Genomic DNA, 25,149 nt, shown 5'->3' on the forward strand with positions numbered 1-25,149 from the left:
CCCGCTCGGGATCCGTTCACGAACACAGCGCGGCAGACATTACCGGGCCGTGCGACCGGTCCGATCCGGTTTCCTGAACTGGGGTCGTACGCAACCTTCGCAGGTCAGAGCGTTGCGGTGGCGGATGGTGAGAGGGTAGGGCGGAAGCGCCAGGTAAATCGCGCGTGGCCGGGGTCGGCTGCTTATCGCAGATTGTGTCGCCGGGTCCGCTCGGCGCTGTGCGTGGCATCGCTGCTGGGGCGATTGCATGCCATCGCGCATTGCCGACGCGATCATCCGACATGCGCGTCGGTGGCCGAATCCGAGCCCATCGCTGTTGTAGTTCGGCAAGGTCGTCGCGCGGCCTTGTAACGCGTGGCACCCATCGAGCTCGGCGGCGACAGTGGCGGTCCGACGATCGGTGCTGCTGCTGCTGGGTCCGTAGTCGCCGGTGTGTCGGACTTCGACCAACCGTGGCCGACTGGCGGCCGGATCCGACATTGTGTAAGTGGTCGGGACCGGTTCCGTTGCTGGGCATCGCGTTGTGGTGGCTGGTCGGTTCGGGTGTTTATCAATCGGGGGTTGCTGGTTCTGGTGTTGGGGGTCGGGACTGGTTGTGTTGTTGGGCATCGCGTTGTGGTGGCTGGTCGGTTCGGGTGTTTATCAATTGGGGGTTGCTGGTTCTGGTGTTGGGGGTCGGGACTGGTTGTGTTGTTGGGGCACCGCATCGCGGTGGCTGGTCGGTTCGGGTGTTTACCAATCGGGGGTGCTGGTTCCGGTGTTGGGGGTCGGGACTGGTTGTGTTGTTGGGGCACCGCATCGCGGTGGCTGGTCGGCTCAGGCCTCCACCAATCGGGGTTGCGTTGGTTCCGACACTGCGGGGAGGGGCGAATTATGTTCCGCCGCTGCGGCATTCGTGTCGCGGCGACCCGACTTCGTTGCCGTGAACGCGCCCGCGATCACGATGGCTCCGCCTAGCAATGACAGCGGCGTCGGGTCCTCGCCGAAGGCGGCCCAGGCGGCGAGGATGCCGACCACCGGGACGAGCAGGGACATGGGCGCGACCGTGCTGGCCGGGTACCGGCTCATCAGGTGGGTCCACAGGCCCGAGCCCGCGATGGTGCCGAGTGCGACGACGTAGGCGAGGCCGAGCAGCGCATGCCAGCCGCCGGGGGAGGTGACGTCGGTCAACGCGTGCAGGCCGGTCGTCGGTCCTTCGATGAATGCCGACAGCGCGAACATCGGGATCGGCGGCACGACTGTCATCCACAGCGTCAGGTGCAGTGGGTTGACCTCGCCGGAGGCCGTGGCCAGGCGCGAGCCGATATTGCCGAAGGCCCAACCGAGACCGCCCGCCAGCGTCAGCAGCACCGGCAGCAGCGCCGCATGCTGTGCGCGATCGACCCCGATCATCACAATGCCCGCGACCGCGACGCCGATTCCGAGCAACTGCGTCCCGCGCAGCCGCTCCCGCAGGAACAACGCACCCAGAACGACCGTGAACGGTGCGGAGGATTGCAGCACCAGCGAGGACAACCCGGTCGGCATTCCCGCGCGCATCGCGGTGAACAGAAAGGCGAACTGCAGAATCCCGAACCCGATCCCATACAGCAGCAACCACCGCACCGGCACCTTCGGCCGCGGCACGAACATCAACACCGGCACCGCGATCACCGCGAACCGCAGCGCAGCGAAAAAGAACGCCGGAAAGTGATCCAGCCCCACCCGAATAGCAATGAAGTTCAGCCCCCAGAGCAGGACAACGGTAAGCCCGAGCAAGCGGTCGCGATTGGTCACGTTCCTTATCGTGGGTAATGAAACCAATAAGAACAATCGAATAAATGTGCACTATCGATGTAGCATCGCTTAATGGTTCTCGGTAGTCAGTACCCACCCACCGCGCGATCGGTGCGCAACACCGGCGACCGTGAGGTAGTCCCGGCGTCGGCGCCAGTACCTCCGAGGGCCCAGGGGGCGGTGCCGGAGAACGTGCGGGTTGGGCCGCCGATGGCGGTAGAGCGCCTGCGTGTATTGCGTGAATTCGCCGATCGGGGAACGATCGCCGCTGTCGCCGACGCTCTTTCGATGACTCCGTCCGCGGTATCGCAGCAGCTCAAGGTGCTTGCCAAGGAGGCGGGCGTCGCGTTGCTGGAGCCCGATGGGCGGCGGGTTCGGCTCACCGATGCGGGGCAGGCGCTTGTTGTGCGTGCCGATGAGGTGCTTGCCGCGATGGACCGTGCGGTGGCGGAGATGGCGCACTATCGCGGGTCCGCGCGGGGGCGCGTCCGGGTCGCGCTGTTCCCGTCTGGCGCGGCGCTGCTGCTGCCGCGGGTGCTCATCGCGCTGGCCGACAGTGGTGTCGAAGTTGTCGCCCGTGACGAGGATCTGCCGCCGAGTGAAGTGCCGCGCCTGCTCGCCGACTACGACATCGTCCTCACCCACCGCGACGAGCGCTCGCCGGGTATCGCGGGACCTCGCGTCAGCACCACCGTCATCATGCGCGAACCCACCGATGTCGTTGTCGCACCGACCCATCCGCTCGCGACTCGCACCGAGGTGACCCCGGCCGAGCTTGCCGAGGAAACCTGGCTCAGCGTGCGCGGCGGTTTCCCGGTCGACGACGTGCTGCGCTCCATCGCAACCATGACCGGCGTCCAACCCCGTATTGCCCAGCGCCTCAACGACTTCCGCGTCATCGAAACTCTGGTCGCGGCGAACTACGGCGTCGCCCTCATGCCCCGCTGGGCCGTGGCCCACCCGAACCTCGCCGTCCTACGCCTATCCGGCGTCCGCGCCGCGCGCCTCTACGAACTCGCCACCCGCCCCCACGCCGCCACCCGCCCCGCCATAGCCACCGTCCTCCAAGCCTTTCGCACCGCCGCAGCCCAAGTAGCAGCCGAATAGCCGCCGCCTATAAGCCTTCCGTACTGCCGCAGCCCAGGTAGCGGTCGAATAGCTGCCGCCTATGAGCCTTCTGAACTACCGCTGCCCAGGTAGCAGCCGAATAGCCGCCGTCTACAAGCCTTCCGAACTGCCGCAGCCCGAGTCCTCGCCGAATAGCCACCACCTTGCAGGCCTTCCACGCCGGCGCAACACGAGTCCACACCAACAGCCACCGCGACAACAGCAGGCAACTGCCGCACACCCATTCACTACCTCGCAAAGCCTGCACCCTATACGCCATGCCCACTACCTATGCGCCGTGGAATCCCTTGACGCGGCGGCGGGTTCGGACCGCAAAACCTGCTCCCTGCGCGCCGCCCTATTACCTGGCGCCAGCGAAATCTCGGTATGTGGACACGCTCGCGGACCACGGGGCTGGGGACTGTTGTACCTGCGGTGGAATCTGCTGGCGCACACCCATTCACCCCCTCGCACAGGTTGCACCCTATGTGCGGCGCTCACTACCTGTGCGCCGTGGAATCCCTTGGACGCGGTGGCGGGCTCGGACCCGCAAAACCTGCTCCCTGTGCGCCGCCTATACCTGGCGCGAGCGGAATCTCGGGTATGCGGGCACGCTCGCCGATCACGGCGCTGGCAATGCAGTACCTTCGGTGGAATCTGCTGGCGCACACCCATTCACCCCCTCGCATAGGCTGCACCCTATGCGTCGCACTCAGTACCTGTGCGTCGTGGAATCTTTGGGCGCGGCGGCGGTTTCAAGCTCGCAAAACCTGCTCCCCGTGCGCGGCCCCTATTACCTGGCGCCAGCCAAATCGTGGGCACGCCAGGGCTCACGCCGCTGGCGACTGCTATAGCGCCGCGGTGGAATCTGCTGGCGCACACCCATTCACCCCCTCGCACAGGTTGCACCCTATGTGCGGCGCTCACTACCTATGCGCCGTGGAATCCCTTGGATGCGGCGGCGGGTTCGGACCGCAAACCTGCTCCCTTTGCGCTGTGCTCACTACCTAGCGGTGGAACCCGGTGGCGCATACCGTGTGGTGCTGTCGCACAGGCTGCACCCTCTGCGAGAGTGTCAATTGCTTTGCGGCAGCCGGTTTTGGGGTACAGCGGCAGGTTGTCGGGTCTGACAACCTGCCGAGGGTCGCGACGGTCTAGTAGTGCCGGGATGGGCCCGGGCGGTACTGCTGGTTGCCGATGTAGCCGAAATCGTCGGCGACCATGGCGGCCAGTTCCAGGAGGGCACGCCGGGTCGGCTTGCTCACCAGTTCCAGGTCGATCTCCGCGCCCTCGGCGAGGTGGTCGTCGAAGGGCACCACCTGGACCGCGCGGGTGCGGTCGAGGAACAGTTTGCGTAGCTGGTCCAGGTCGACGGTGGAGGCGCCGCGGCGAGATGCGTTGACCACCACCACGGTTCGCTCGACCAACTTGCTGTAGCCGTGGTGGTCCAGCCAGTCCAGGGTGGCCGACGCGCTGCGGGCGCCATCGATGGCGGGTGAGGTCACCAGCACCAGTGAGCTGGCCATATCGAGCACACCGGCCATGGCCGAATGCATCAGACCGGTACCGCAGTCGGTGAGGATGATGTTGTAGAACGATTGCAGGATGCTGATGGCTTGGCGGTAGTCAGCCTCGCTGAAGGCTTCGGAAACCGCCGGATCCTGTTCGCTGGCAAGCACTTCCAGTCGACTCGGCGCCTGGGACGTATGCGCCCGGACATCGGAGTACCTGGTGATGTGCTGATCCTCCAGCAGATTGCGCACGGTGGAGCGGGTCTGCCGCGGTACCCGATGCGCCAGGGTGCCGAGGTCGGGATTGGCGTCGATCGCGATGACCCGGTCGCCACGCAGCGAGGAGAACGTCGATCCGAGCCCGACCGTGGTCGTGGTCTTTCCGACGCCGCCCTTGAGCGAGAGGATCGCGATCCGATAGTCACCGCGCACCGGCTGATTCACCCGGTCGACGAGATCGCGGTAGACGATATCCGCCGCGGACTCACCCGGATTGATCATGCCGCCGGAGGCCTTGTGCACCGCCCGCCGCCAGCCACTGCGCGGTGCCTTGCGCGCTCGCTTGAGCAGGTTCAGGTCGTTGACCGAATGTCCCGGCTGGCCTGGCTGCGGCACATGCTGCGGCTGGAACGGCTGCTGCGTATTCGGCGGGCCGCCTTGCCAACCCGGCGGCGGGCCCTGTTCGGTATACGGCACCATGCCGGTGCCCGGTCCTTGCTCGCCGTACGGCATCAGACCGCTGCCCGGCCCCTGCTCGGCGTACGGCAGCTGCCCGCCGTGCGGTTGCTGACCCATGTGCGGTTGCCCCATCGGAGGCTGTTGTCCCATGGGCGGCTGCTGATACATCGGCGGCTGCTGCACCGGCGGTGGCGGCGCCCAACTGTAGATCGGCGGCTCGGCCTGACTTTCCGCAGGAACCCGCCGAACCAGCCCATCGGGTCCGATCTCCTGGCGGTACTCACCATAATTCGGCTCGGGCTGCACCGGATGGTTACCGCTCTGACCGGGACCCGGCTGATACTGCTGCGCGAATTGGCCGGTGTTGTACGGCGTTCCAGGCGGCGCGAAAACCTCGGGCGGTCCGTACTGCTGCTGCGTTACCCCGGCCTGCGGGTAGCTGCTCTGATCCGTTGGCCCGCCCGGGTATCCGGTGAACTCCGACTGTTCGGACTCATCGGGCTCTTCGGCAACCTCGGCGGCCTCATGCTCGTCGGTTGCGGGCTCCGCGTCGACGGGTGCGGATTCGGCTGCTTCATCCGGCGCCGAGGAGTCGGTGGTGACCTCGGCCGTATCCACCGAATGACTCTGCAGCCAGGGCGGAGAAGTCGGGTTGTGGTCGTTAGTTGTCACAGTTCCCCCATCTGCTCGGGAATTCGAGCAGAGAGCTCGGCGCTTGAATGCGAATCAACGCTAGCACGGGGTACTCGGCCCCGCGCCGTGGTATACACGGCCGCCGCGCCGCATGAACCACCGCGACCAGCCGCAACTCGAAAACACTGTCCAACAGCGAGTTCGAGAATCGGACGCCCGGGACGGCAACAAATCGTCACCAACGGGCGTCCTGTTCTCACCGTACTCCGCGGTCTCAGCCGAGGTGCCAGATCGCACGGACCGACCCGAACGAGCCCTGGGTCCTGAACCAGTCCGGCCCTGAATCAGCCTGCTCGCGAACGAGTCCGGTCCTGGATGAGCGTGGTCGCGCATGAGTCCCGCCCTGAACGAGTCCGGTCCCGAATGAGCGCGGTCATGAACGAGCCCGGTTCCGAACCAGCACGGTCCCGAATGAGTCCGGCCCTGAACGAATCCGGTCCCGAATGAATCCGGGCGTGGACGAGCCTGGTCCTGGACGAGTCCGGCCTGAATGAGCCTGGTCGCGAATGAGTCCGGCCCTGAACGAGCCTGGTCTGATTAAGCCAGGCCCTGAACAAGCGCGGCCCCGCACCAGCGGCTCCGAACTCATCGAACGCCGACGGACCCGACACCCGCTGATCCTGCGGAGGCGAGTCCGAATTGAGCGCCCGCAAAACCGTGTCCCGCGAAATGCCCAATCTGGTCGCCATCGGCCCGCACCGACAGGCATCGTTGCGTAGAGATACCTGAACTGCCGCCCAATCCCGCGCTGAGGTCACCCTCCGATCGTGGATGGGTGGCCGATTTCAACGATGGCCAGTGGCCGAACCTTCGAAGAGCGCTGGTACAAGCCCGATCATGAACGAGCGCCGTCGGGAACGAGCCGGTCCTGAACGAGACCGGCCCCGAACGACCCCCGCCTGAATGAGCCCGGCCCTGAACGAGCCTGGTCCTGAACGAGCCCCGTCGTGAACGAGCCTGGTCCCGAACGAGCTCGGTCCCGATTGAATCCGGCTCCGAACGAGCCTGGTCGTGAACGAGCCTGTCCCGAATGGAATCTGGCCCTGAACCAGCCCGGCCCGAAGGACCTCGGACCAAGGATCTGTCCCGAACGAAACCGCCCGCCCTCAGTGCGCCCGGTTCACCGCCGACACCACGGCCCGGAGCGACGCGGTCGTAATCGACGTGGCGATGCCGACACCCCACACCACCTTGTCGCCGATCGCGCACTCCACGTACGCCGCGGCCTGCGCGTCGTCACCGGCGGACATCGCGTGCTCGGAGTAATCCAGCACCCGCACATCGAATCCGACCGTCGCGATCGCATCGACGAAGGCGGCGAGCGGTCCATTGCCCGCGCCGGTGATCTCCTGTTCGACACCGTCGACCTTCACCACCGCGGTGATCGAGTCCACGCCGCCGTCGGTCTCCGAGGCGGTCACCTTCTGGCGCATACGCTCCAGCGGCCGGATCGGGCTCAGGTATTCGTCGGCGAAGACATCCCACATCTCCTTGGGCGAAACCTCGCCGCCCTCACCGTCGGTGATCTTCTGGATCGCCTGGGAGAACTCGATCTGCAGTCGCCGCGGCAGCACCAGCCCGTGGTCGGTCTTCATGATGTAGGCGACGCCGCCCTTACCGGACTGCGAGTTGACCCGGATGACGGCCTCGTAGGTGCGGCCCACATCCTTGGGATCGATCGGCAGGTACGGGACCTCCCAGACGATGTCGTCGACATCGGACTCGGCGGCGTCGGCCGCGGCCTTCATCGCGTCCAAGCCCTTGTTGATCGCGTCCTGATGCGAACCGGAGAACGCGGTGTAGACCAGATCGCCGCCGTAGGGGTGGCGCTCGTGCACCGGCAACTGGTTGCAGTATTCGACGGTGCGGCGGATCTCATCGATATCGGAGAAGTTGATCTGCGGATCGACGCCGCGGGAGAACAGATTCATGCCCAGCGTCACCAGGCAGACATTGCCGGTGCGCTCACCGTTGCCGAACAGGCAGCCCTCGATGCGATCCGCACCGGCCTGGTAGCCCAGTTCGGCGGCGGCCACCGCGGTGCCCCGGTCGTTGTGCGGATGCAGCGACAGCACGATCGAATCGCGGCGGGCCAGATTGCGGCTCATCCACTCGATCGAATCGGCGTACACATTCGGGGTCGCCATCTCGACGGTCGCGGGCAGGTTGATGATCATCGGCTTGTCGGGGGTGGGCGCGATGATCTCGGTGACCGCGTCGCACACCTCCTTGGCGTAGGACAGCTCGGTGCCGGTGTAGGACTCCGGGCTGTACTCGTAGCGCCAGTTGGTGTCCGGGTAGCGCTGCTCGACCTCCAGGCACAGCTTCGCGGCGTCGGTCGCGATCTTCTTCACCGCCGCCTGGTCCGCGCGGAACACCACACGCCGCTGCAGGACCGAGGTCGAGTTGTAGAAGTGCACGATCACATTGGCCGCGCCGGCGCATGCCTCGAAGGTGCGCTCGATCAGTTCGGCGCGGCACTGGGTCAGCACCTGGATGGTGACATCGTCGGGAATCGCCCCGTCCTCGATGATCTCCCGGACGAAGTCGAAATCGGTCTGGCTGGCCGACGGGAATCCGACCTCGATCTCCTTGTACCCCATCCGCACCAGCAGGTCGAACATGCGGCGCTTGCGGGCCGGGCTCATCGGGTCGATCAGGGCCTGGTTGCCGTCACGCAGGTCGACGGCGCACCAGCCGGGGGCGCGATCGATGATCTTGTCCGGCCAGCTGCGGTCGGGCAGCGTGATCGCCTCGACCTCCTCCGCGAAGGGCCGGTAGCGGAAGGTTGGCATGGAGGAGTTCTTCTGCCGGTTCCAGGCGGGCTGGTCGGCGGGGGCGGGCTTGCTCGGAGCCGTGATGGTGCGCGAGCCGGATACGAAGGCGTCAGCGGGGGACATGCGGTTTCTCCAGGGTGTGGTGGATCCCAGTTATCGGGTCGACCGGCGCGGCAGAACCCCGCGACGGGAGGCCGGTCCGATCAGACCCCGTCGCGGCGGTCGAGAAGAAGTGCCCGCTGCATGATGTCGGCGAGTTTACCGTGCCCGGACGCGTCGCCGAAAGCCCGGTCCCCATCGTCCGGTCATCCGACCTAACGATTAGCGTTCCGACCGGCTGGAAGTAGGTTCATATGACTTGGCTGGAACAACTGGCGGTCTTCGGTGCGGGTATCGCGGCCGGCGGCATCAACACCATTGTGGGATCGGGCACCCTGATCACCTTCCCGGTACTGCTCGCCTTCGGAATTCCGCCGGTCACGGCGAATGTGTCGAACACCATCGGTCTGGTACCCGGCGGGGTCAGCGGGGCGTACGGATATCGGCGCGAACTCGAGGGGCAGCGGGCCAGACTGGTCCGGCTCGGCAGCGCGTCGCTGCTCGGCGGCACCACCGGCGCGATCCTGCTGCTCGTCCTGCCCGCCGCGGCCTTCAAGGCGATCGTGCCGGTGCTGATCATCGCCGCGCTGATCTTGGTCGTGGTCCAGCCGCGGCTGGCGCGCTGGGTGAAGGAACGTCGCGCGGCCGACACCGGTCCGGCACCCGAACACGGTGGCCTGATCCTGTATGTCGCGATATTTCTGTGCGGCATCTACGGCGGTTATTTCGGCGCGGCCCAGGGCGTGTTGTTGATCGGTTTGCTCGGGGTGTTCGTGCACGAGGACATCCAGCGGCTCAACGGGGTCAAGAATGTGCTCGGTCTGCTGGTGAACGCGGTCTCCGCGGTGGTGTTCACGGTGATCGCCGATGTCGACTGGCGGGTCGCCGCACTGATCGCCGTCGGTTCGATCATCGGCGGCGTACTCGGGGCCAAGATGGGCAGGCGGATGCCGCCCACCGCATTGCGTGCGGTGATCGTCGTGGTCGGCAGCATCGCCGTCGTACGACTGCTGATGTCGTAGTCCGGCCGGATGCGTCGACGAAATAGTCTGTGTGACCGGCAGTTGTAGTGGATCGACGGAGGAGGAGCATGGCGCTCGAGATGCGGGCTGTATGCGAGCGCTGCGATGTTGCCCTCGCGCCCGACGGCCTCGCGCATATCTGCAGCTACGAATGCACCTTCTGCGATCGGTGCACGGCAGCGATGAATGCCGTCTGCCCGAACTGCGGCGGCGAGTTGACGCGTCGTCCGCGGCGGACTCGACCGGTCTAGTGCGCGTCTCGGGCGCGCGACGGGCGGATCCCCTACCGCCCGACGCTGGGCGATCAGGGTTGTGGCGCAGCGGGATTGGTCCCAAAGGAGGACGACGGGGGCCGGGGCCGCAGCGCAGGATGATCGGTATGCGCGGGTGGAAGATCGTCGGGTTGGCACTGATCGTCTTGGTGCCGTCATTGGTTGCGTGTACCCGGCAGAGCGCGGCGGTTTCGCAGGTCGCCGAACTGGTCGCGCAGGCCGATGCGGCGCCGACTCCGAAACTCGATTGGGTCGAGTGCCCCGAATCGGAGTTGAGCGAATATCAGTGCGCGACGGCCGTGGTCCCGATCGACTATGCGCAGCCCAACGGTGCGACGCTGTCGCTGGCCGTCATCAAACAGCCCGCCGCCGATCCGGACCGTCGTATCGGCACCCTGTTCACCGCGGTCGGCGGACCCGGTGGTTCGGGCTTCAAATGGGCGAGCCACGGTGTGCTGTCCTCCGGTGAGGTGGCCCGTCGATTCGATGTGATCACCTTCGATCAGCGCGGTATCGGCCGCAGCGGTCAGGTGCGTTGTTTCGCGAATACCGAAGAGCAGCACCGCTTCTGGTCCGGTTTCCTGCTTCCGCCGACGAGTGCCGACCAGGAGGCCGTCGCCGCCCGGAATGCCCGCGAACTGGCCGCCGGTTGCGCCGCGCACAGCCCGGTGTTGTTACCGCACCTGACCACCGTCGATGCCGCCCGCGATCTGGATCTGCTGCGCCGCGCGGTCGGTGAGACGACCATGACCTACACGGGCGGGTCCTACGCGAGCTACCTGGGCGAGGTGTACGGCGCGCTCTTCGGCGACCGGGTCCGCGCACTGCAACTCGGCTCGATGATCGACCCGGACGCCTTGACCAACGATTCGCGCGCGCAGATCGCCGACTCCGCGGCGGGCACCGAGGAGGTGCTTGCGGAGTTCCTGCGGCTGTGTGCCGAAGCGGGACAACCGCATTGCGTCTTCGCGGGGCCGACCAAAACCGATGCCGCCGCGCTGCGCACCCGAAACGACGCCGTACTGGACCGGCTGCGTCAGGGACCCATCGTGGTCGGCCAGGGCGCGCATACCCGTTCGGTAACCCTCACCGAGGTGCTGCCCGCACATGCCACCATGCTCTATGACACGAAGGAGGGCTGGCCCGCACTGGCCGAGCTGCTCACCGAATTGGAGCGGGGTCCGGCGGGCAATCCCGATGCCGTGCAAAAGATTCTGGACGCGGGCGGTTTCGCCGAGGACTTCCTCGATGCCTTCACCGCAATCTCGTGTGCGGACAACAGCTTCGGTCGCGAGCCGGAGCAGTGGCCCGCCATGGCGGCCGAACTCACCAGCACCGCACCGCATTACGGTGCCATGTGGCTGTATCTGCGCCAGGCCTGCGGTGCTTGGCCATCTGCCCAGGGTTATCCGCAGCGCATCACCGGTCCGTGGATTCTGCGCTCGGATAAACCCGCCCTGCTTTTCAACAACCGCTTCGATCCGGTCACGCCACTGACGGCGGCCCGCCGGGCACAGCAGGAGCTGGTCAATGCCAGATTGGTGATCGTCGAGGGGGGTTACGGACACCTGGTGGTGAGCGACTGCGCGGGCCGTCTTCAGGAGCACTACCTCGTGGACCTGCAACTCCCCGCGCCCGGCGCTACCTGCAAGCCGGACAAAGCCCCGTTCGCCGACTGAAACGCCAGTACCGGAAACCGCTCTACCAAGATCGTCGTATTCCTTCGGCTAGCACTGTTCAGGACTCCCGAATCCCGGTAGTCTGCGCTCGGCCATGCGTGATGAGGGAGGTGGCCAGGGTGCACAGACGTGCCTTCTTCAAGGCAGCCGGTGCGGCCGCGATGCTGGGTGTCGCGAGTACCGCGCTGGGTAGGGCGACGGCCGATGCCGCAGACCCGATCTGGGACAACCTTTTCCGCATGTGGGTCCCGGAAATCTTTGCGCCACTTCCCGATCCGCCCGATCATTCGCCCGCGATCGTGATCGGCTCCGGCTTCGGCGCCTCGGTCACCGCACTGCGCCTTGCCGAGGCCGGAATCGCCAATACCGTGCTGGAGCGGGGTTCGCGCTGGCCGAACGACCCGTGGCGGGAAATCTTCACCGGTGATGATCTGCCGGACGGCCGCGGCTTCTGGCATCGCACCAACTTCACCGGCGTCACCAAGGTGCCGATGCATTTCGCCAGCTTCGGCGGGGTGCTCGATTGCACGCAGTACCCGGGCATCGACGTCTGGCGGGCGGCCGCGGTCGGTGGCGGCTCGGTCATCTTCTCCGGTGCGATGGTCGCGCCCGAGCGCCGCTTCTTCGACCACGTCTTCGGCGGCACAGTCGATTACGGCGAAATGGAGCGGGTCTATTACCCGCGCGTGCGGGAGATGTTGCGGCTCAGTCCTATTCCGGCCGACGTCTACGCCGCTTCGCCGTTCGCGCATTCCCGGGCCTGGGACGAGCAGGTGCGCAGGGCGGGCTATCAGCCGGTCGCCAACGACTCGATCTTCAACTGGGATGTCGTGCGCGGCGAAATCGCTGGCACCACAAGACCTTCCGCGACAGTGGCGCGCAGTAATCTCGGCAACTCCAACGGCGCGAAGTTCGACCTCAACCAGAATTATCTGCGCTATGCCCAGGACACCGGCAACTCCGCCGTCTATCCGGGACACCGCGTCGACGCCATCGCGCAGGAATCCGGCGGCCGCTATTCGGTGACCGTGACAAAACTTTCGCCGAGTGGCGAGGTAATCGGCACCCGCACCCTCACCTGCGACCGTCTGTTCCTCGGCGCGGGTTCGATCGGCACCTCGGAGCTCCTGGTGCGGGCCCAGGCGACCGGCGCATTGCCGAACCTCAACGAGCACATCGGCGATGGCTGGGGCACCAACGGTGATGTGGTGCTGGCTCGCGGTGCCAGCCAGCTGGCCGGTTTCGGTCAGGGCGTGCCGAGCGCGAGCCGGATCCTCGACGAATCCGCGGTGCCGCTCACGCTCGAAAGTTGGTATATCCCAGGCATTCCGTTCGAGACCGGCGCGCTCGCCTCATTGGGCATGGTGCTCGATCCGACCCGCGCCCGCTTCGGCTACGACCGCGCTCGCAATGCGGTGGGGCTGTCCTGGTCGGCCAAGAACCGTGACGATGTGGTGGCGGCCGCCCGCGCGGTCGATCACCGGATCGCCGAACGTTCCAATGCCCTGGTCGAATACGGTGCACTCGGCTACGACGCGAACGCGCTGTTCACCGCGCATCCACTCGGCGGTGCGGTGCTCGGTCGGGCCACCGACGGCAACGGTCGCGTGCACGGCCATCCCGGCCTGTATGTGATGGACGGTGCGGCCATCCCGGGCAGCACCGGCACGGTGAACCCGTCGCTCACGATCACCGCGCTGGCCGAGCGCAATGTCGAGGCCATCATCCGCGCTGGGAAGTAGTTCGGCGCGGCGCGTATTACTGTCGGCGGGACCGTTCGGCGTCGAAGGGATCCTTACGTGGCAACTCCGATCAGGCCGACCACGCCCGGCCTCGATGACGGGCCGAAGCTGGATTTTCCACGCAAGCCGCCCGCGCTGTGGTCGGACCTGGTGATGCTGGCGCTGGCCGTCGTCTCGGTGGTGCTGGTCAGCTGGGTCACCTTCGTCGACGTGCCCGCGCACACCTACCGCGTGCTCGTGGTGATCGATTACTCGGTATGCGCGATATTCGCCGTCGAATTCCTCTGGCGCTGGCGCCGTGCGGGCTGGCCGTGGACGTTCCCGTTCATCTACTGGTACGAAGTACTCGGCATGATCCCGGTGACCAGCCCGTTCTTCCGCGGGTTCCGATTGCTGCGGATCGTGGTGATCGCGGTGCGCGTCGGCCGGGTCGCCGATCGGGCGCTGGGCGACCGGGTGACCGCCGCGGTGGTGAATCGCTTCGTGACGACCATCGTCGAAGTCATCAAGCGTCCCATGACGATCGCGATCCTGGACGAGGTCGCGCACGTGCTGCGCACCGGCCACTACACCCGCAATATCGCGGCGGCGCTGGAGGAGAACCGCGCCGAAATGGACGAGATGATCCTCGAACTCATCAAGAACGATCCGCAGGCCGGACGGGTCCGCTACATCCCGTTCCACGACGAGATCATCCGGCTCGTCGCCGACACCACATTCCGCATCGTCTTCCAGGTGCTGGCCGATCCCCGCACCGATGAACTGGTCTCGGACATGATCCGCGAGAACGTGGATCAGATCCGAGACGCCGTGCACGCCGGGGTGCGCGTCGCGCCGTCACACGTCGGCCCGACGCCGCACGAACACACCCTGCGCTTCCACCTCAGTCGTGTGCCGCGTGCCTGATCTCATCGCGCGGCTGCGCGTAACGCATTGTCTCCCAGACGATCAGCAGCACAAGCACACCGCACAGCAGCCCAAGTGACGCCAGCGCGGGCAGTGCGCAGGCCGCCGGAATGAGCGCGAGCAGCAGTGCGGCGGCCACCAGTCGCGGCACCGTGACGTTCCCGGTCGCGTATTGCTTGAACCCGACCAAGGCGATCAGATACAGCACCACACCGCCGTACAGCGCGAACAGCGGTATCCCGGACAGCGAGTCTTTCAGGGTGTGCGCCGATGCGTCGCCGACGTAGTAGAGCACCTTCTTCAGTCCGAGGGAGAGCCCGATGATCCCGGCGATCATCGGGAAATGCCAGAAGGTGTAGGAGTTTCGGGCGATCTTGATCTGCCGCTCGCCCTCGGCCCGCCGCAGCTCGTGCTCTACCGACAGCGCAGCGACGTCGAAGTACGCCCACCACAGCAGGCCCGAAACCGCGAGTCCGAGTAGGGATCCGACCGCGATCGGCCACGAAATGGGCAGTCCGGCAACGCCGATGCCGATCGAGACGATCGATTCACCCAGCGCCACAATGGTGATCAGCCCGTAGCGTTCGGAGAAATGGCTGGCCGAGTTCAACCGCCAGTCCTCGCCCGCCAGCAGTGTCCACCCCATATCTCCGACGATCGCGGCGATCCACAGCACGATCTGCGTCGTCCCGTGTGTCATGGCGGCGATGACGAGCAGGGTGGTTCCGATGGTGATGGAACCCAGACTCCAGCGCAGCACCTGGCTGCGCAGTTGCGAATCCTCGGCGCTGGCCACCACGAACATGGCCAGATGCACCAGGCGCACAATCAGATACGCGATCGCGAAGACCAGCGGGCCGAACCAGCCGCCCTTCGCATCGTCGAAGGCCTCCGGGATGGTGAGCGCTGCGAGGAATCCGCCGCCCATCGCGACGAACATGGCGACCCGTGCGATGCCCTCGTCCGCGCGCACCACATTGCCCAGCCAGGAGTAGGCGATCCACAGCCACCACATGACGGCGAGTACCAGGATCGCGCGCAGCATGTTCTTGGCGCTGGTGTCGTGTGCGACCAGGCCGGTGACCATAGTGAACGCGAAGACGAGCACCAGGTCGAAGAACAACTCGAGCTGAGTTACCGACGCATCCTCGGCCGTCGGCAGCAGCCGGGCGCGTTTGGAACCGATCATGTTCACATCGTCGCATCCCTGTGCGACAGGTGCGTCCTACACGGCCTGATAGTTCTCGTTCTCGGTGAAGCCCTCAGCGAACTCGATGAAGTTCTGGACGACGGTCTCATTGGAGCGGCGCATGGTCCGTTTCACCAGCATGCCCGGAATGGGGATCGGGATGTAGAGCTCGACGTGGTACCAGACCTCGGCGCCCTCCTCGCCTTCGGTGACCTCGAACCAGCCGCCGCCCTTCACCCCTTCGGTGCTGTCGGTGACCTCCCATGAGGAGCGGGTGTCGGTCCATTCGTACTCCAGGACTTGCAGATCCGACCTGCCCATCAGTTCCGCTTTGACGAATACCCGGCGCGGTCGCAGCTCGTCGTCGCGGCTGGCGACTCGGGCGTCGCTGTAGGAGGTCGACCACTCCGGGAGCATCTCGACCGCGGCCAGTGCATCCATTACCTGCTCGGGATCGGCGTCGACGACGAAACGGATATCGGTCTTTGTACGCATTCCATACCTCCGCCCCCGCCCAACTACATCGGCAAATTGTGCCTAGCGACACATTCGCAAGTCAACCGAGCGGTCAGTGCCCGAAGCCACATCGGCCGCATATCTCGGGGTGATCACGGTCGATTATGTACGGCGAGAACAAGTTACGGTTCAGTATTTTCGAATGAACCGCGATATCGGCGGATCCAGTGGACTTGCCGTCGGAACCGCCGGGCGGTAATCGATCGTGCGCAAGGTATTCGCGTCTGGTGTGGGCAGGAGGTAACGGGCCCGCGGCGAGCGGGCCCGCTGGTACCGCGGCTCAGTGCGGCGTTGGTTCGATGATCGCGTCCGGGCCCGGGTAGACGAGCGATTCATGCCCGTCATCGAATCGCACCACATACGGCGGTGCACCCTGAGGCCCGCGGACTTCGACGATTTCGCCGTGGCGATCACTCTGTCCCACAACGTGGCCGTGCACGAGGAGCCGGTCTCCGACATTCGCCATCATCGCCCCATTATCGAATGGCGGTGACGTGCGTCACAAGGGTTCCCCGTACTACGCGGCGTTTCACTCGTTACCGACGAGTCGATCGACCGCGGCCTCGATCAGCTCCCGGCTCTGTGCCTCGGTGAAGATTCCCGGCAGCGTCAGCCGATCCACGATCAGCCAATTCAGCGCCAGATACAACAGCATCACCGATTTTTCGTCGCCGGGCAGTCCCGCTTCGAGATGGTTGCGCACATTGAAATCGAGATCGGCGCGCACGGCCTCGGTCATCACCGCGCGTAACTCCGGTCGCCGCGTCGCCTCCAGGCGCAGCTCGAGCATGGCCAGGTAGCCGGTGCGGAAGGCCTCGAGGCGACCGACCGTCTCCCGCATCAGCTCGGTGATATGTGCCCGCGTCTTCGGGCCGGTCGCGAGGTCGGCCATCGTCGCGGCGCTGGGCGTCAAGCGTTCGTAGAATCGCCCGCCCACTTGGGTCAGCAGGTCGTCGCGGTTGGCGAAGTAGTTCGACGCCGTACCCGCGGGTACTCGGGCCTCCTTGTCCACCGCGCGAAAGGTGAGCCCGCGCGCCCCCTCCGTCGCCAACACCTCGATCGCCGCATCGAGCAGCGCTTGCCGCCGCTCCGGATTCGTCCGCACTTGACACCACTCCATCTGTAGTACTACCTTGAAACCACTTCAAACAGAGTACAACGGATCAGGCGGTATTGATATGCGAAAACTCGTCTACTACGTGGCCGTATCGCTCGACGGCTATATCGCGGGTCCGGCGGGGGAGTACGACTTCTATCCGCTCGACGCCGAGATGACGGAGTGGATAACGGCGCGGTACCCGGACCTCGTGCCGACTCACGTGCGGCCCCACGTCGGGATGGCGGTGGACGAGCCGAATAAGCGGTTCGACACCGTGCTGATGGGCCGCGGGAGCTATGAGCCCGGCCTGTCCGAAGGGGTGACCAGCCCGTTTGCGCATTTGCGGCAGTACGTCATATCGAGCACCCTCGGCCCGGTCGAGGATCCGCAGGTCGAGGTGGTCTCGAGCGATCCGGTCGGGCTGGTGCGACGGCTGAAGGCCGAACCGGGCGGCGATATCTGGCTGTGTGGCGGCGGCCAGCTGGCCGGGGCGCTGCTCGACGAACTCGACGAGATGATCGTCAAGAGCTATCCGGTCGTCGCGGGCGGTGGCATATCCGCCTTCACGGGTGCGTTCAATCCGACCCTGTTCACGCCCACCGAGCGCCGGGAGTTCGACAATGGCGCCCAGGTCACCTGGTTCTCCCGGGCATGACGATCCAGCACCATGAGAGGTAGGCAGGCAGGTCACCTGGCCGGCCAGGGCTCGAGCTCCCGGCCGTGGCGGTGGTGCGCCGCCACGGCACCGGGCAACCCTCACCCGATCTTGTCGTAGATCAGCACGATCGCACCGGAATCGGTGGTGGACAGATCGGCGAGCGACCAGCTGGTCGCGGGCACGCCGTCCTCGAACAGCCGCGCGCCGCCACCGACGAGTTCGGGGCACAGCGTGATGATCAGCCGATCCAGTTCGCCCGCCGCCAGCAGGTTCTTGATCACGCTGCTGGAGGCCAATACCACGATGTCGCCGCCGGATTCGGCGCGCAGCCGCTTGACCGTCGCGGCCGGATCGGCCTCGGCAATGCGCGAGTTCGGCCACGGCGTCTCGGTCAGGGAGTGCGAGAAGACCACCTTGTCCACCGCATCGAGCCAGGTAGCGAAGGCCCGGTCGCGCGGCTCGGCGTTCTCGTCACCGGCGACGGTCGGCCAGTAGCCGCCGAAGCCCTCGTAGTTCTTGCGGCCGAGCAGGGCCGTGGTCGCGGTGGTGGTCAGCTTGACCATCTGATCGCGGGAGGCCTCGCTTACCGCATGCGGCACGATCCAGCTCATGTCGTAATCGCCGCCGCTGCCGTTGGTCCGGCCGTCGAGCGAGAGCGAGATATTGGCGATAACTCGGCGGGTGTTGGTCTCGGTCATGATCGGTTCCTTCATTCGGTGGCGCCTGATGCGCCGCTGCAATGAATACTTCCGGCGCAGCCACCCCCGAACATCTCCCAGCTGGCCGATATTCGTGCGGACAGATGGCAGATGCCCGGTGGTCGGATGGGGGATGTCGTGGCAGACTCCGAGGCGCGATGATCGACTCCGACCAGCAATTTCCGCCCGAACTGTCATCGTTCGTCGGCCGCGCCGAGGAATTGGCCACGCTCACCGCAGCGGTCGCACCCGGACGGGTGCTGTCCCTGGTCGGCCCGGGCGGGTGCGGTAAGACCCGGTTGGCTCTGCGAGCGCGCGCCGCACTCGCTGCTTCCTGGCCCGAGGGCATTCGCTGGATCGGTTTGGCTGACGAACGTGACGCCGACGATGTCACCGGAGCAATCGCATCGGCGCTCGGCGTACCACTGGCCGCGGATTCCATGCACATGCTGGCTCAGGAGCTGAGGTCGCGGAACATCCTGTTGGTGATCGACAACTGCGAGCATCTGCGCGAACCGGTAGCCGGGATCGTGTCGACCATTCTGGCTCGCTGTCCCGGTGTCGGTGTGCTCGCCACCAGTCGGGTGCCGCTGGACCTGGCCGGTGAGCGGGTGCATCGCTTGTCGGCGCTCAACCTGGCCGATGCACTGGAGCTTTTCTTGGACCGTGCCGGCGCCGGGCATGTCGGCCCGGATGCGCTGGCCGCGGCGCGCCGGGTCTGCGACCGACTGGATCGGCTGCCGCTGGCCCTCGAACTCGCCGCGGGCTGGGCCGGCACACTTTCGATGGCCCAGCTGGCGGATTCGTTGCGCGATCCGTTCGCATTGCTCGACGATGACACCGGACGCACCCCCTTCCGGCAGGCCACGCTGACCGCATCGATGCATTGGAGCCACGACCTACTGGACCAGGACGAGCGCGAATTGTTCCGGCGTCTCGGTGTTTTCGAGCCCGGATTCGCCGCGCAGGCGGTTACCGGTTTGGCTGAACTACTGGACGTGCCGGTCCAGCGTTATCTGCGCGCGCTGCGTGGCCTGATCGCCAAGTCGCTGGTCTCAGCGGATACGACTGGTCCAGTCGCCCGCTACCGAATGCTCGGTGTGGTGCGCGATTACGCTCTGCTTCGACTCGATGAGGCGCAGGAGACCGCGGTGCTGCGCGGTCTGCATCTTGAACTGATGCTGGCGCTGGTGGAAAGCTTTGCGCCGCTACTGGATTCGGATAAGGACGAGTGGCGCACAATGCTCACCGCCGAATACCCGAATGTGCGTGCCGCTATCGAATGGGGTTTGGATCGGGCCGAGCCCAAGGGACGTCGACTTGCGGCCGCGGTGGCCTGGCTGTGGCATCTGGGCACGCATGCCGCCGATGGCGTTCGACTGCTGGAACATGCCGCGACGCAGGGGAATGGCACCCGTGACGAGACGCACGCGCGTGTGTTGCTGGCCCAGGCGCTGGTCGCGGATACCGCACTACCGGGGCCGACCAGTTATGAAAAGGCCTGCACCGCAGCGAAACTCGCCGAAGAACTCGGCCTGGTCGATGTCGACCTGCTGGCCCGCACCCTCATCGCCATCGGCACTATCGGTTTCGACCTGGAGCGCACCCGCACCGACGCGTCGGCAGTGCACGCGGACGCGCAACGGGCTGGCGACGGCTTCGTCACCGATGCCACGCGAGCGCTGATCGGCTTGGTCCACCTGCTGCGCGATGAACACCGCGACGCGATCGAACAGCTAGAGCCCGCGGTAACGGGTCTGCTCCGGCGCGGCGACCGCGCCATCGCCTCCTCCGCACTCGGCTGGCTCGCACTGGCGACCGCGCACTCCGGTGCGCTGGGGCGCGCCATCGAACTCGCGGAGCAGGCTGTGACCACCGCGACGCCGCTGCGCGACTTCCATCGCATCGCACTGGCCCGCACCGCACTCGCCGAAATCCTGCTGTGGGCAGGCAGATCCGAGGCGGCGGGCGCAGCGCTCGCCCCGATCGATCGACTTGTCGAGGGAGCACAGACACCACCGTTCGTCCCCGGCTGGGAGCGGGTGCACGCTCTACTCGAACTCGACGCCGGACGGCCCGTCGAAGCGATGACCTGGTGTCGACGTGAAGGCCGTTGGCAGCAGCGGCCTTCCGACGATCAACTGACTCCGTGGACGCGGCTGGTACTCGCCCGTGCCCTACGTGAATCGGGCGCGATGGCCGATTCGGCCGATCTGCTGGACCGGTTATCGGCCACACCGCTGACTACGGCCCTGCCGTCGGTACACGCCGCGGTACTCGAACAGCGGGCAGCGTTGGCATCGGATACGGCACAGGGAATGCGAATGCACCACGATGCCTTGCGAATTCGAGACGAGCACGGCCTGGTACTCGCAGCTGCCGATAGCCTGGCCGCCCTAGCGGCTGTGGCGCTGCGACGTGAGTCGTTCGAGACGGCGGGCCTGCTGTTCGGCGCGGCCGAACAGATCCGCACGGACGCCGGATCGGTTGTCCGCGTGGATATTCCCGACGAACCGCAGCTGCTGGAATACCTCGAGCGCGGCCGCACCATGTCGTTACGCGAGGCGGTCGACTACGTCACCCGCGCCCGCGGTAAACGCAACCGCCCCGATTCGGGGTGGGAAAGCCTCACGCCCACTGAACGTTCCGTGGTCGAACTCGCCGTCTCCGGTTTGACCAATCCGGAGATCGCCGCACGCCTGTTCATCAGTCGCGGCACCGTGAAAACGCATCTGGCCCACGTATACGCCAAGCTCGGGATCGGCAATCGCACCGAACTCGCTCGCCTCGCGCCGGACTAACCGCGCAGAAACGACAGGCGGACTTGCCGGTCCGGGTTGTCCACATTGAGATCGACCATCGCGATCGACTGCCAGGTACCCAAGGTCAGCGCACCGCCGATGACCGGGACGGTGGCAAAGGGCGGGATCAGTGCGGGCATCACGTGGGAGCGGCCGTGTCCGCGTGAGCCATGGGCGTGCCGCCAGCGATCATCAGCGGGCAGCAGCTCGCGCAATGCGGCGAGCAGGTCGTCATCGCTGCGCGCCCCGAGTTCCATGATCGCGATCCCGGCCGTGGCGTGCGGCACGAAGATGTGCAGCAATCCGTCCTCGCCCGCCTCGCGCGCGAACGACGCGCACTGCGGGGTGATGTCGTACACAACCTCGGACCGTCCCGTGGTCACCTCGATCACCGTGCTCTTCATGAGCTACATCGTCCTCCGGTCGGTGTCCTGTGGCGGCAGCGGACACGCGCAAGGATCTCGGGTACGGCCGGTTGAACGACGCTGCCCCGAACTCCACGTCTCCCGCGGTCCTCGACTCGATTTGCGGACGCGGGCTCGAATGGCGGCCGGGTGCGGAATCGGGTGCGTGATTGCCGGTCCACCTAGAGGAGTTGACGTATCAACACAGGCTGTGTCGCCGTTCCCGGCTGGCGAGAACCGCCCAAGTCGGCCAGCGGTTCCGGCCCAGTTCGAGTCGCGAACGGCCCCTTCGCTACTCGCGGGCTGAGGAGGTAGGAACAAATCCGCTGGACCTCGGCCGGTACGCTGGGGTGCTGTTAGCAGCTGATTGTCGATCTTGGAGGACCCTGTCGTGGCTCTCGTTGTTCAGAAGTACGGAGGATCCTCGGTGGCAACCGCCGAGCGTATCCGGCGCGTCGCTGAACGGATCGTCGAGACGAAGAAGCAGGGCCACGATGTGGTGGTCGTCTGCTCGGCCATGGGCGATACCACCGACGAGCTACTCGATCTGGCGCAGCAGGTGGCGCCGGCGCCACCGGCTCGGGAAATGGACATGCTGCTCACCTCGGGTGAACGCATCTCCAATGCGCTGGTCGCCATGGCCATCCATTCGCTCGGCGCCGAGGCTCGCTCGTTCACCGGCTCGCAGGCGGGTGTGATCACCACCGGATCGCACGGTAACGCCAAGATCATCGACGTCACCCCTGGCCGGGTGCGCGCCGCGCTGGACGAGGGTCTGGTCGTGCTGGTCGCCGGTTTCCAGGGCGTCAGCCAGGACAGTCGCGACGTCACCACGCTCGGTCGCGGCGGCTCCGACACCACCGCGGTCGCGCTGGCCGCGGCGCTGGATGCCGACGTCTGCGAGATCTACACCGATGTGGACGGCGTCTTCACCGCCGACCCGCGGATCGTGCCCGACGCGCAGCAGCTCCAGCAGGTCTCCTACGAAGAGATGCTCGAGCTCGCGGCCTGTGGCGCGAAGGTACTCATGCTGCGCTGCGTGGAATACGCGCGCCGCTACAACGTTCCGGTGCATGTGCGCTCGTCCTACACCGACAAGCCCGGCACCTACGTCTATGGATCGATGGAGGACATCCCCTTGGAGCAAGCAATCCTCACGGGCGTCGCGCACGACCGCAGCGAGGCCAAGGTGACCGTGGTCGGCCTACCGGACGAGCCTGGCTACGCCGCCAAGGTGTTCCGCGCCATCGCCGACGCCGAGATCAATATCGATATGGTCCTGCAGAACATTTCCAAGATCGAAACGGGCAAGACCGATATCACCTTCACCCTGCCCAAGTCCGAGGGCGCGCGTGCGGTGGAGATGCTGACCAAGCGTCAGGACGAGATCGGTTTCTCGCAGGTGCTCTACGACGATCACATCGGCAAGGTCTCCCTCGTCGGCGCGGGCATGAAGAGCCATCCCGGCGTCACCGCCACCTTCTGTGAGGCGCTGGCGAACGCGGGCGTGAACATCGACCTCATCTCCACCTCCGAGATCCGGATCTCGGTGCTGGTCAAGGACACCGAACTGGACGAGGCCGTGCAGGTGCTGCACAAGGCCTTCGATCTGGGCGGCGACGAGGTCGCCGTCGTCCACGCGGGAACAGGACGATAAGCATGGGTGTACGAGTAGGAGTCGTCGGCGCGACCGGACAGGTCGGCGCTGTCATGCGAAAACTGCTGGAGGAGCGCAACTTCCCGGCCGACGAGGTGCGTTTCTTCGCCTCGGCCCGCTCGGCGGGTAAGACCCTGCCGTGGCGCGGCGGCGAAATCGTGGTCGAGGACACCGAGACCGCCGATCCCACCGGCCTGGATATCGCGCTGTTCTCCGCTGGCGCCACCATGTCGCGTGTGCAGGCCCCGCGTTTCGCGGCGGCCGGTGTCACCGTGATCGACAACTCGTCGGCCTGGCGTAAGGATCCCGAGGTTCCGCTGGTCGTCAGCGAGGTGAATCCGGAGCAGACCCGCAATCTGGTCAAGGGCATCATCGCCAACCCGAACTGCACGACCATGGCCGCGATGCCGGTGCTCAAGCCGCTGCACGAGGTGGCGGGTCTGCGGCGGCTGGTCATCTCGAGCTACCAGGCGGTCTCCGGCAGCGGCCTGGCCGGTGTCGAGGAGCTGGCCTCCCAGGTGCGCGCCGTGGTCGACGATGCCGAGAAGCTGGTGCACGACGGCAGTGCGGTGCAGTTCCCGGCCCCGAACAAGTACGTCGCGCCGATCGCCTTCGATGTGATCCCGCTCGCCGGGTCGCTGGTGGATGACGGCTCCTTCGAAACCGACGAAGACCAGAAGCTGCGCAACGAAAGTCGCAAGATCCTGGGCCTGCCCGAGCTGCTGGTCAGCGGCACCTGCGTGCGCGTACCGGTCTTCACCGGTCACTCACTATCGGTGAATGCCGAATTCGACGAACCGATTTCGGTCGAGCGCGCCAAGGAAATCCTCGCCAAGGCTCCCGGCGTCCAACTCACCGACGTGCCAACGCCTTTGGCCGCCGCGGGCAAGGACGACTCGCTCGTCGGCCGCATCCGTCAGGATCCGGGCGTCCCGGAAGGCCGCGGTCTTGCGCTGTTCATTTCGGGCGACAACCTCCGAAAAGGCGCTGCCCTCAACACCATTCAAATCGCCGAAGTCCTGTTGGCCCAGCGCTGACTGAACGGGCCGGTTCCGACCGCGAGATCTGAACGGCCCGTTCGCTTTTCGGTCATCGGATATCGAATGTCACCGATGAGCCGAGTAGTTCGGTCAGCGACAGTCCGAATGTGCGCCGGAACGTTTCGCTCAGGTGTGAAGGCGAGGCGAATCCGGCATCGGCGGCGCAGCGGGTGAGGTCGTGTCCGGCGTCCAGGCTCGCGAAAACCATTCGCAGCCGCGCCCATTGGCGGTAGCGGCGAAATGTGGTTCCGGTGTGTGCGGCGAAGGTTCGTAGGAAGTGGGTTTCCGACATTCCGGCGGCATCGGCCGCGTGCTCGGCGCGGATGTGCGCGGTCGGGTCGTCACGAATGTCGCGCACGATGGCAGCGATGCGGGGGTCGATGGCCGGTTGCGGAATCGATATCAGGCGCTCCAGCTCGGCGACACCGGCGCGGGCGGCGGTGATGAGGACGGCTTCGGCGCTCGGATCGACGGGCGCGGACTCGACATTGCTACCTGATCCGGTGGTGACCCCGGCGATCATCGCGCCGCCCGGTTCGGCGAAAAGCAATGCGATCCGGCCATCCGAGACAATCCGGGCTGGTACCCGAGCCGGTATGAACACACTGCGAGTGATGATCGGCTCATCCGCCGCGGTCTCCACAGCGAACGGTCCGTCCAGGCTCAGGCCCAGATATGCGATCGACGTGGCATGCATCCCGACGCCCAGTTCCGGACCGAGATATCCGGTATGCCCGGGCCGTGTCCACACCACCGGCGCACCGCAGGTTTGTGAAAGCGCGGTACCGGTCATGTTCGTCAGGCTAATCGGTGCCCGGCGCGATC

At 66.0% G+C, this 25,149-nt stretch carries 20 protein-coding genes; 10 read left to right on the plus strand and 10 right to left on the minus strand.

What is annotated here, in order from left to right; all coding sequences use genetic code 11:
- Nucleotides 1-816 precede the first annotated feature (816 nt).
- Entirely contained in the window at nucleotides 817-1,776 is a 960-nt protein-coding gene (locus ACQP1T_RS01955) for an EamA family transporter (RefSeq protein ID WP_433758231.1), read from the minus strand.
- 210 nt (nucleotides 1,777-1,986) lie between these two features.
- Here ACQP1T_RS01955 and ACQP1T_RS01960 point away from each other — a divergent pair, with 210 nt between their 5' ends.
- Complete coding sequence (locus ACQP1T_RS01960) at nucleotides 1,987-2,883, plus strand: LysR family transcriptional regulator (RefSeq protein ID WP_433758232.1); 897 nt, start codon at nucleotides 1,987-1,989, stop codon at nucleotides 2,881-2,883.
- Between the two features lie 1,154 nt (nucleotides 2,884-4,037).
- Here ACQP1T_RS01960 and ACQP1T_RS01965 read toward each other — a convergent pair.
- Both ACQP1T_RS01965 and leuA read right to left on the minus strand, forming a co-directional pair.
- On the minus strand, nucleotides 4,038-5,690 hold the full coding sequence (locus ACQP1T_RS01965; protein WP_433758233.1) for a MinD/ParA family ATP-binding protein: 1,653 nt from the start codon (nucleotides 5,688-5,690) through the stop codon (nucleotides 4,038-4,040).
- Between the two features lie 1,181 nt (nucleotides 5,691-6,871).
- Nucleotides 6,872-8,665: a 2-isopropylmalate synthase gene (gene leuA / locus ACQP1T_RS01970; protein ID WP_433758234.1), complete on the minus strand. Its 1,794-nt coding sequence runs from the start codon at nucleotides 8,663-8,665 to the stop codon at nucleotides 6,872-6,874.
- Nucleotides 8,666-8,895: 230 nt separating this feature from the next.
- Between leuA and ACQP1T_RS01975 the strand changes: the two genes are divergently transcribed.
- The 5 genes from ACQP1T_RS01975 (at nucleotide 8,896) to ACQP1T_RS01995 (ending at nucleotide 14,262) form a co-directional block, all read left to right on the plus strand.
- Nucleotides 8,896-9,663 (plus strand): sulfite exporter TauE/SafE family protein, encoded by a 768-nt coding sequence (locus ACQP1T_RS01975; protein WP_433758235.1) that lies wholly within the window; start codon nucleotides 8,896-8,898, stop codon nucleotides 9,661-9,663.
- Between the two features lie 80 nt (nucleotides 9,664-9,743).
- Nucleotides 9,744-9,914, plus strand: a complete 171-nt coding sequence (locus ACQP1T_RS01980; RefSeq protein WP_433761930.1) for a DUF1272 domain-containing protein — start codon at nucleotides 9,744-9,746, stop codon at nucleotides 9,912-9,914.
- Nucleotides 9,915-10,042: 128 nt separating this feature from the next.
- A complete protein-coding gene (locus ACQP1T_RS01985) occupies nucleotides 10,043-11,614 on the plus strand; it encodes an alpha/beta hydrolase (protein WP_433758236.1) in 1,572 nt (523 codons plus the stop codon).
- 119 nt (nucleotides 11,615-11,733) lie between these two features.
- A complete protein-coding gene (locus ACQP1T_RS01990; RefSeq protein WP_433758237.1) occupies nucleotides 11,734-13,356 on the plus strand; it encodes a GMC oxidoreductase in 1,623 nt (540 codons plus the stop codon).
- A 57-nt stretch (nucleotides 13,357-13,413) separates the two neighbouring features.
- Nucleotides 13,414-14,262 carry an ion transporter gene (locus tag ACQP1T_RS01995; protein ID WP_433758238.1) on the plus strand — a complete coding sequence of 283 codons (849 nt, stop codon included), beginning with the start codon at nucleotides 13,414-13,416 and terminating at the stop codon, nucleotides 14,260-14,262.
- Here ACQP1T_RS01995 and ACQP1T_RS02000 read toward each other — a convergent pair.
- The 4 genes from ACQP1T_RS02000 to ACQP1T_RS02015 all read right to left on the minus strand — a co-directional run bounded on the left by ACQP1T_RS02000 (nucleotide 14,240) and on the right by ACQP1T_RS02015 (nucleotide 17,087).
- Nucleotides 14,240-15,451 (minus strand): low temperature requirement protein A, encoded by a 1,212-nt coding sequence (locus ACQP1T_RS02000; protein ID WP_433758239.1) that lies wholly within the window; start codon nucleotides 15,449-15,451, stop codon nucleotides 14,240-14,242. The genes ACQP1T_RS01995 and ACQP1T_RS02000 overlap by 23 nt on opposite strands.
- Nucleotides 15,452-15,487: 36 nt before the next feature.
- Nucleotides 15,488-15,946, minus strand: coding sequence for an SRPBCC family protein (locus tag ACQP1T_RS02005; protein WP_433758240.1), 459 nt, complete (start codon nucleotides 15,944-15,946; stop codon nucleotides 15,488-15,490).
- A gap of 301 nt (nucleotides 15,947-16,247) precedes the next feature.
- Complete coding sequence (locus tag ACQP1T_RS02010) at nucleotides 16,248-16,436, minus strand: DUF1918 domain-containing protein (RefSeq protein ID WP_040686020.1); 189 nt, start codon at nucleotides 16,434-16,436, stop codon at nucleotides 16,248-16,250.
- 60 nt (nucleotides 16,437-16,496) lie between these two features.
- A complete protein-coding gene (locus tag ACQP1T_RS02015; RefSeq protein WP_433758241.1) occupies nucleotides 16,497-17,087 on the minus strand; it encodes a TetR/AcrR family transcriptional regulator in 591 nt (196 codons plus the stop codon).
- A gap of 58 nt (nucleotides 17,088-17,145) precedes the next feature.
- On the opposite strand from ACQP1T_RS02015, the gene ACQP1T_RS02020 reads away from it, so the two are divergent.
- Nucleotides 17,146-17,721, plus strand: coding sequence for a dihydrofolate reductase family protein (locus tag ACQP1T_RS02020; RefSeq protein ID WP_433758243.1), 576 nt, complete (start codon nucleotides 17,146-17,148; stop codon nucleotides 17,719-17,721).
- A 101-nt stretch (nucleotides 17,722-17,822) separates the two neighbouring features.
- On the opposite strand, the gene ACQP1T_RS02025 is transcribed toward ACQP1T_RS02020, so the two are convergent.
- Nucleotides 17,823-18,422, minus strand: a complete 600-nt coding sequence (locus ACQP1T_RS02025; RefSeq protein WP_433758244.1) for a dihydrofolate reductase family protein — start codon at nucleotides 18,420-18,422, stop codon at nucleotides 17,823-17,825.
- 158 nt (nucleotides 18,423-18,580) lie between these two features.
- Between ACQP1T_RS02025 and ACQP1T_RS02030 the strand changes: the two genes are divergently transcribed.
- Nucleotides 18,581-21,223 carry a helix-turn-helix transcriptional regulator gene (locus ACQP1T_RS02030; RefSeq protein ID WP_433758245.1) on the plus strand — a complete coding sequence of 881 codons (2,643 nt, stop codon included), beginning with the start codon at nucleotides 18,581-18,583 and terminating at the stop codon, nucleotides 21,221-21,223.
- Here the strand turns inward: ACQP1T_RS02030 and ACQP1T_RS02035 are convergent.
- Entirely contained in the window at nucleotides 21,220-21,627 is a 408-nt protein-coding gene (locus ACQP1T_RS02035) for a secondary thiamine-phosphate synthase enzyme YjbQ (protein ID WP_433758246.1), read from the minus strand. The two genes, ACQP1T_RS02030 and ACQP1T_RS02035, sit on opposite strands and share 4 nt — an antisense overlap.
- Before the next feature lie 391 nt (nucleotides 21,628-22,018).
- Here ACQP1T_RS02035 and ACQP1T_RS02040 point away from each other — a divergent pair, with 391 nt between their 5' ends.
- Both ACQP1T_RS02040 and ACQP1T_RS02045 read left to right on the plus strand, forming a co-directional pair.
- Nucleotides 22,019-23,284 carry an aspartate kinase gene (locus ACQP1T_RS02040; RefSeq protein ID WP_433758247.1) on the plus strand — a complete coding sequence of 422 codons (1,266 nt, stop codon included), beginning with the start codon at nucleotides 22,019-22,021 and terminating at the stop codon, nucleotides 23,282-23,284.
- Nucleotides 23,285-23,286: 2 nt separating this feature from the next.
- Nucleotides 23,287-24,321 carry an aspartate-semialdehyde dehydrogenase gene (locus ACQP1T_RS02045; protein WP_433758248.1) on the plus strand — a complete coding sequence of 345 codons (1,035 nt, stop codon included), beginning with the start codon at nucleotides 23,287-23,289 and terminating at the stop codon, nucleotides 24,319-24,321.
- A gap of 52 nt (nucleotides 24,322-24,373) precedes the next feature.
- Here ACQP1T_RS02045 and ACQP1T_RS02050 read toward each other — a convergent pair whose 3' ends face one another.
- Nucleotides 24,374-25,117 carry a helix-turn-helix domain-containing protein gene (locus ACQP1T_RS02050; RefSeq protein ID WP_433758249.1) on the minus strand — a complete coding sequence of 248 codons (744 nt, stop codon included), beginning with the start codon at nucleotides 25,115-25,117 and terminating at the stop codon, nucleotides 24,374-24,376.
- Between the last annotated feature and the right edge of the window lie 32 nt (nucleotides 25,118-25,149).

Origin of the sequence: Nocardia sp. CA-135398, assembly GCF_050955845.1 — a bacterium.
Lineage (GTDB): Bacteria > Actinomycetota > Actinomycetes > Mycobacteriales > Mycobacteriaceae > Nocardia.